Below are 2,056 nucleotides of genomic sequence, written 5' to 3'. Positions count from 1 at the left end.
CCCAGCCACTAGCTTAATCTGTTGACGCCCGTTTCGGACCCCGTTTCACTACGGGCCGGAGCGGGCGTTGGTATTTTGGGGGTGTTTTGGCGGGTTCGGAACCTAAAGGGAACGGATTGAGGCACCCAAAGCTGGGCGCTAATACTGACGAGGTCTCTGCGGGAAAACGCTCCGTAAGTAGAACGAGACCCATCCCCGGCCGCTTCAAAAGTATTCAAGTCAATTTCTGCAAGACTCCAGGCTGCGAGAACATGTGTGTCGAGCCTCGAACCGGGGCCGTACTGACGGGACGTGGCACCGCTTCTGATGGCTACCGAGTTTCTGGTGCCAGGATTGAGTCCAACCTGCGGTGCAACTACTGCGGTGTGGAGAGTCGTATCAAGTCCAACCGCGCGATTCACGAGGAATTCCTTCGACAGGCCGCCCACCTGTTCACGCCCGTCCCGCTGGTCTGCTCCACTCCCGACTGCGTTTCCGACCCCGCCAACCTGCCCGGCGCCTTCCGGCGCTTCGGCCGCAGCGCGGCGGGCGCCCTCCGCTTCCAGTGCCGCACCTGCCGCGCGACCTTCTCCGTCGCGGGGCCGACCTCGCGTCAGCGCCGGACCCGGGCCAACGCTCCCATCTTCCGGCACCTCGTGAACAAGTCACCGCTCAACCGCATCGTCGAGCTGTGCGGTGTCTCCTTCCCCACCCTCTACGACAAGATTGCCTTCATCCACCGCCAGTGCGCCCTGTTCGCCGCGTCCCGCGAGGCGCGCCTGCCGGAGATGGACCTCGGCCGCAGGCACCTCAGCACCGACCGCCAGGACTACATCGTCAACTGGGGCAGCCGGGCGAACCGCAAGACCATCCAGCTCACCGCCGTTGCCACGGCCGACCGACAATCAGGCTACCTCCTCGCCTTCAGCCCGAACTTCGACGCCTCCCTCGACCAGGAGGCGGTCGAGGCCGCCTGGCAGCAAGCCGGGGACGCCGACAAGCCGCCCGCGCTGCGGGACACGGCACGGGTCTGGACCAAGGCCGATTACGAGGTCTCCCTGGCCCGCGCTGCCGCCCGGGCAGTACCTTTGCTCCCGGCGCGGACTGGCGATCAGGTCGAGGCCAGCTTTCGGACACGCGATGACCTGGACGCCCCCGAGGCCATGGTGGAGGGACAGCAGCTTCCATCCCGCGGGGTGCAGATCCACGCCGACTACCTCGTCCACGGCCATTTCCACGTCCTGCGCCACCTGCTCCGGAGCACCGCACACCTAAGCTTCGCCCTCGACGAAGACAGTGGCCTGCTGGCCGCCTGCATGGGCGCCTTTGGCAACCGAGTCCTCGACGGCTCGGCCGAGGTGGTCCAGGTACGCATCGACAAGGAACTCAGCATCGACGGCCGCCGCAGGGAACTCGCCGACCGTCGGAAGGGCTTCGCAGCCCTGCGCGCCGCGCTGCCGGTGCCCCGCCCCTGGACGGTCGGCGATGACCTGGTCCGCGAGGAGCAGCGGGACGCGACCGAGGTGGTGGCGCGGATGGTGCGGGACCTCCGGGACCGCAGCCCCGAGCCGGTGCGGAAGCTCCAGCGCACGTGGGTCGGGAACCCGGTGCCCGACCCGGCCGAGCCGCGGAAGCACTGGCGCTACGTCAGCGACGCCACCCACCTCAGTGACAACGAGGTCGCCTACCTGCTGCGGATGTCGACCCTGGCACCCGTAGACAAAGCCTTCGCGATGCTCCGGCGCCGGGTGGCGATGTTCGAGCGTCCCGTCAGTTCGGTCCGCCGGGCGCGGCGGTCCTGGCAAATCTACGCGGCCTACGACCCCCGCATGGTCGGCCTGCTGCTCGAGATCTTCAGGGTCTGGCACAACTGGCTGTGGCGTAGCCCCAAGGACGGGAAGACCGCCGCCGAGCGGCTCGGCCTGGCCCAGGGCACCGTCCGCGAGGACCACATCCTCGGCTATGACTTGCGGGTCGCCATCGAGCGCCTGTGGGAGCGGCAGGCGGCGGCCGAATGAAGTAGCGGGGGCGGCATTACTGCCGCCCCCGCCATCAACACGTTAAGCTAGTGGCTGGG

The 2,056-nt window shown here is 67.8% G+C and carries 1 protein-coding gene; it reads left to right on the top strand.

Annotated features, from left to right (window positions below; all coding sequences use genetic code 11):
* Nucleotides 1-365: 365 nt before the first annotated feature.
* Nucleotides 366-1,997, top strand: coding sequence for a hypothetical protein (locus tag QMO56_RS26710; protein ID WP_283530679.1), 1,632 nt, complete (start codon nucleotides 366-368; stop codon nucleotides 1,995-1,997).
* Nucleotides 1,998-2,056 lie beyond the last annotated feature (59 nt).

It is taken from the genome of Roseomonas sp. E05 (assembly GCF_030063475.1).
Taxonomy (GTDB): domain Bacteria; phylum Pseudomonadota; class Alphaproteobacteria; order Acetobacterales; family Acetobacteraceae; genus Pseudoroseomonas.
The sequence above is the reverse complement of the archived record's forward strand: the minus strand, read 5'-3'. Positions and strand labels throughout refer to the sequence as shown.